A 5585-nucleotide genomic window follows, 5' to 3' on the forward strand; every position below is an offset into this window, starting at 1 on the left:
ATCCGCAACGGCGTGAAGGTCACCTGGTCCGGCAATCTGCGCGCGCCGATCAACGATCGCGGCGTTTATCCCCGGCCCTTCCAGGACAGGCTACCGGTCTGGATCGCCATTGGCGGCACGCCGCAGTCTGCCGCCCGCGCGGGTGCGCTCGGCCTGCCGCTGGCGCTCGCCATCATCGGCGGCGAGCCGGCGCGCTTCGCGCCGCTGTTCGATCTCTATCGCGAAGCCGCCAAGCGCGCCGGCAGCGACCCGAGGGGCCTTGCCACCAGCATCAACGTGCACGGCTTCATCGCCGAGACGACCGAGCAGGCGGCCGACGATTTTTACGGCCCGCAGGCGGAGGTGATGAACCGCATCGGCCGCGAGCGCGGCTGGGGTCCGACATCCCAAGCGCATTTCGACCAGTCGCGCGGCCCGAACGGCGCGTTGTTCGTCGGCGGTCCCGAGCAAGTGGCTGAGAAGATCGTCGCCCAGCACAAGATCTTCGGCAATGACCGCTTCCTGCTGCAAATGGCGATCGGCACCATGCCGCATGCCAAGATCATGAAGGCGATCGAACTCTACGGCACCAGGGTGGCGCCGATCGTGCGCAAGGAAACAGCCAGGGCTGGCACAGCCGTCACCACGCCGGCAGCCTGACGGAAATGTCGGCTGCTGGCTGCTGCCTTTGAGAAGGCCGGATTTTTCGTCCTCGTCGCCACGACATTGGGAAGAAAGCCAAATCTCTCTTCCAACGCCGTGAGTGCAGGCCTGGATGCTGCGGCGCGCTCTGATTTCCGGACCCGTGCAAACGGGCCTCATTCCGGAAGCCGGCTCATGGAACCTGCGCCCATAACTCTGCGTTCATGCAAGCAATAGCCGATCGCCGAGGGCGCCGGCTCGAGGGTGAGCATGAAAACCGAACCCGCTGCCTTGGGCCGCGCCATCGCCGACGAGTCGGATTCGCGCGTTGCGGCCCGCGCCGACACGCATCTGATGCGCTCGCTGCTCGTCGGCATTTTCCTGTTCATGGCCATCTATGCGCTCTACTTCGCTCGCGCTTTCTTCATGCCGGTCATTCTGGCTTTCCTGCTGGCGCTGACGCTGACGCCGATCGTTAGGCTCCTGCGCAGGCACGGCATCTCCGAAGTGGTTTCGGCGACCCTTCTGGTGCTGTTGTCGATCTGCATCTTTGCCAGCGTAGGCTACCTGCTCAGCGGACCGATCATCGACCTCATCAACAACACCTCTTCGATAGGCCAGCAACTTGCCGAACGGCTGGCGCAATTGCGCCGCCCACTCGAGAAGATCATGCAGATTTCGCATCAGATCGAACAGCTGACCCAGACGTCGCAGGAGCCGGGCATCCAGAGGGTGGCGATGGCGCAGTCCGGCATCCTGTCGGCGGCCGCCAGCAACATCCTGTCGGCCGGAACAGGCCTGACTATCATTTTCGTGCTGTCGCTGTTCCTGCTCGCCTCCGGCACGATGTTCTATGAAAAGATCATCCAGTCCTTCGCCAGCCTCAGCGAAAAGAAACGGGCGCTGCGCGTCGTCTATGACGTCGAGCGCGAAATCTCGCACTATCTGCTCACCGTCACCATCATCAATGCCGGCCTCGGCACGGTCATCGCTCTTGGTCTGTGGGCGCTCGGCATGCCCAATCCGCTGGTCTGGGGAGCCGCCGCGGCGTTGCTCAACTTCTTGCCCTATGTCGGAGCGCTGATCACCATCGTGCTTGTCACGGTCATGGCGTTGATCAGCTTCGATACCATCTTCTACGCGCTTCTGGCGCCGGCCTTCGTGATCTTGTGCGACATCGTCGAAGGCCAGTTCGTGACGCCGATGGTGGTCGGCCGGCGTCTGGAGATCAACGCCGTGGCAATCTTGATCGCCATCGCCTTCTGGTCATGGTTGTGGGGCTTCGTCGGCGCCCTGATGGCGGTGCCGCTGCTGGTCGTCATCAAGGTATTCTGCGATCATTTCGACGGGCTCAGCCATGTCGGCAATTTTCTCGCCGCGCAGCACGCGGTTGTCGTCGAGGAGGACGACATCGCCGACCCCGAAGCTATCAAAGGCTGATCAATATTTTTGAATTTGCGGCGCCGCCGGATGCTTCCTACATGCGGTCCTGACACAGGATCCCATCCATGACCGCTCTTTCCGTTCTCGACCTGTCGCCGATCGTCGAAGGCAGCGATGCCTCGCAGTCGCTGGCCAACTCGCTCGATCTTGCCCGCCATGCCGAGCGCCTGGGCTACAAGCGTTTCTGGCTGGCCGAGCATCACAACATGCCGGGTATCGCCAGCGCGGCCACAGCCGTCGTCATTGCCCATGTCGCCGGCGGTACCAAGACCATTCGCGTCGGCGCCGGCGGCATCATGCTGCCCAACCATTCGCCGCTGGTGATTGCCGAGCAGTTCGGCACGCTGGCCGCCTTGCATCCGGGCCGCATCGATCTCGGCATCGGCCGGGCGCCCGGCACCGACATGGGCACCGCCCGTGCCTTGCGCCGCAATCTCGAGGCCGGGGTCGACAATTTCCCTCAGGATGTCGTCGAGCTGATGGGCTATTTCCAGCCGGCCGAGGAAGGCCAGCGAATTCGCGCCGTGCCCGGCGAAGGCCAGGACGTGCCGGTCTGGATCCTCGGCTCCAGCCTCTACGGCGCGCAGCTCGCCGCCATGCTCGGCCTGCCCTACGCCTTCGCTTCGCATTTCGCGCCGGCGGAGCTGGATCACGCGCTGGATGTCTACCGCTCGCGCTTCCAGCCGTCCGAGCAGCTCGACAAGCCGCATGTCATGCTTGGCCTCAATGTCTTCGCCGCGCCCACCGATGCGGAGGCCCGTTTGTTGTTCACCTCGCTGCAACAGGCTTTCGTCAATCTGCGCACCGGTCGGGCCGGCCGGCTGCCGCCACCTGTCGAGAACTATGACCGCGATCTCGATCCGATGGCAAAGACAATGCTCGGCCAGGCATTGTCCTGCGCCGTCGTCGGCTCCCCGGAAACGGTGCGGCAAGGCCTCGATGCCTTCGTGCGCCGCACCGGTGCCGACGAACTGATGGTCACTGCGCAGATGTTTGATCATGCGGCGCGGGTGCGGTCGTTCGAAATCCTGGCCGAGGCGCACAAATCCCTTTCGCAGGCGGCCTGACAGGCCCTGCTACGACTTACGCCGGGGGAAGGCTACGCGCTCACGCTCTGCGCAATCGCGCCGAGCGGACGGCATGAATTGCGGATCATCAGCCTGCCCTTGAGCAAAAGCTTGCGCGGCGGCGCGTCCCTGTTGCCGGCGAGACGATCGAGAAGCAGATTGGCCGCCTGTTCGCCGATCGCCTGCACGGGCTGGGCCACCGTGGTCAACTGCGGCTGGAACACGTCGGACCATGGAAAGTCGTCGAAGCAGGCGACCGAAATATCTTCCGGGCAGGACAGGCCGATGTCGCGGATCGCCTTCATGGTGCCGATCACCATCGGATTGTTGGCCGAGAAGATCGCGCTTGGCCGATCATGCGAGGAAAGCATCTGCATGGTTTCGTTATAGCCGTCGATCTCGTGGAAATTGCCGAAGCGGATCAACTCCTCGGCGATCGGCAGGCCGGCGGCGTGAAGCGCCTCGCGATATCCCGCCATGCGGTCATGCATCGGCGAGATGTCCGAGGTGCCGGTGATGTAACCGATGCGCCGGTGGCCGAGATTGATCAGATAGGTGATGGCGTCGAACACCGCGCGCTGGTTGTCCAGCACCACGGCATCGGTGTCGATGCCTTTGCAGATACGATCGAGCAGCACGACCGGCACGTTGGCGTCGTCGACGATCCGCTTGAGGATCGCGCCGTCGCCGACGCGCGCCACGATCAGCCCGTCGACCATGCGGTCGAGCAGCAACCTGATCTGGTCGTCCTGGGTGTTCAAATCCTCGTCCGTGCAGCACAGCATGACGGCATAGCCGGCCCGGTCGAAGGCCTGCTGGATGACCGAGACGACATCGGTGAAGAACGGGTTGGTGATGTGCGGCACGGTCAGTCCGATGGTGCGGGTCGTGCCCATCTTCAGGCTGCGGGCGATCGCGTTGCGCTTGTAGCCGATATCGCGGATTGCCTGCTCGATGCGCTGGCTAAGCTCCGGGCTGACCGTCGCCGTGCCATTGATCAGCGCCGAAACGGTGGCGACAGAAACACGCGCCGCTTCAGCCACATGAAGCATGGTGGGCGCGGTGGATTTGCGGTGTCTTTTTTGCCCTGACGCTGTCATTTTCGAAACGTTTCGCCACTCTTGCTGGCCAATACGTACGGAATCCTGTCCTTTTTAGCAAGAATCGAATTGCACCAAACGTCCGGCACCTTATATCGGCTTGACATGATCGAAACGTTTAGATTAGCGTTTGCGGGAAGTTGACGACGACGGAAGGGAGGCCGCCATTGTCATGCAAGAGAGCAATTGCCTGTCCCCGGAGCACGGTGCGGCCGATCGGTCGCACATCGTTCTGAGTGCCGAGCGCATTTCCAAGAGCTTCGGCGGCATCGCCGCGCTTGTCGATGTCGGCTTTGAGCTGCGTCGCGGCGAGGTTCATGCCTTGATGGGCGAGAACGGCGCCGGCAAGTCGACGCTGATGAAAATCCTCTCCGGCGTCTATACCGGTTATGACGGCACGGTGAGCGTCGATGGCCGCCCCACCAGCTTCGCCGGCGTGCGCGACGCCGAGGATGCCGGCATCGCCATCATTCATCAGGAGCTCAACCTGGTGCCCGAGCTCAGCGTCGCCGACAACATCTTCCTCGGCCGCGAGAAGCTGATCGCCGGGCTGATCGTCGACCGCAAGGCGAGCAGCCGCGCGGCAGGTGCTTTGTTGCAGCGGCTCGGCATCGAACTCGATCCGCAAGCCCGCGTCGGCGCCCTGCGTGTCGGCGAGCAGCAACTGGTCGAGATCGCCAAGGCTCTGTCGATGTCGGCACGCATCCTGATCATGGACGAGCCGACCTCGGCGCTTTCGCCGGCCGAATGCCAGCGGCTGTTCCGCATCATCCGCCAGCTTGCCGACAGCGGCGTCGCCATCGTCTACATCTCGCACCGCATCGACGAGGTCATGCATCTGGCCGGCCGCGTCACCGTGTTTCGCGACGGCCGCCATGTGCTGACCGAGCCGATGGCCAGGCTCGACGAAGATACGATCATTTCGGCGATGGTCGGCCGCAACCTGCTCGCTTCCTCCGAGGAAGAGCGCAACACCAGCGGCATGACCGTGCTTTCGGTCGAAAACCTGTCGCTGTCGAAGCCCGATGCGCATGGTTGGCGCACGGTGATCGACGGCGTCGGCTTCGATCTTGCCGCCGGAGAAATCCTCGGCATTGGCGGGCTGCTGGGTTCGGGCCGCACCGAGATCCTGGAAGCGATCTTCGGCTCGAGCAATGGCCGCACCGGCGGCGAAATCCGTATTGACGGCCATCCCGTGGACATCCGTTCGCCGCGCGATGCGAGGCGGCTGGGCATTGCGCTGGTGACCGAGGACCGCAAGACGCAAGGGCTGCATCTGCAGGCTTCGATCGCGGACAATGTCGCCCTGCCGCTGGTCGGCTCGCCGGCCAGCGAGCGGATGCCGAAGCGGGCC

5 protein-coding genes are annotated in these 5585 nt (G+C 63.6%); 4 read left to right on the forward strand and 1 reads right to left on the reverse strand.

Features of this window, described 5'->3' with window-relative positions; genetic code table 11:
- The 3 genes from EN964_RS22565 to EN964_RS22575 form a co-directional block, all read left to right on the forward strand.
- Positions 1-639, forward strand: a 639-nt coding sequence (locus EN964_RS22565) for an LLM class flavin-dependent oxidoreductase (RefSeq protein ID WP_127276743.1), incomplete at its 5' end; no start/stop codon positions are given.
- 252 nt (positions 640-891) lie between these two features.
- Positions 892-2061, forward strand: coding sequence for an AI-2E family transporter (locus EN964_RS22570; protein ID WP_127267668.1), 1170 nt, complete (start codon positions 892-894; stop codon positions 2059-2061).
- A gap of 68 nt (positions 2062-2129) precedes the next feature.
- On the forward strand, positions 2130-3131 hold the full coding sequence (locus EN964_RS22575; protein WP_127267669.1) for an LLM class flavin-dependent oxidoreductase: 1002 nt from the start codon (positions 2130-2132) through the stop codon (positions 3129-3131).
- A 32-nt stretch (positions 3132-3163) separates the two neighbouring features.
- Here the strand turns inward: EN964_RS22575 and EN964_RS22580 are convergent, their stop codons facing one another.
- Positions 3164-4183 (reverse strand): LacI family DNA-binding transcriptional regulator, encoded by a 1020-nt coding sequence (locus tag EN964_RS22580; RefSeq protein ID WP_127267670.1) that lies wholly within the window; start codon positions 4181-4183, stop codon positions 3164-3166.
- 220 nt (positions 4184-4403) lie between these two features.
- On the opposite strand from EN964_RS22580, the gene EN964_RS22585 reads away from it, so the two are divergent.
- Positions 4404-5585, forward strand: a 1182-nt coding sequence (locus EN964_RS22585; RefSeq protein ID WP_164775933.1) for a sugar ABC transporter ATP-binding protein, incomplete at its 3' end; no start/stop codon positions are given.

The organism is Mesorhizobium sp. M7A.F.Ca.CA.001.10.2.1 (assembly GCF_003998575.1).
Taxonomy (GTDB): domain Bacteria; phylum Pseudomonadota; class Alphaproteobacteria; order Rhizobiales; family Rhizobiaceae; genus Mesorhizobium.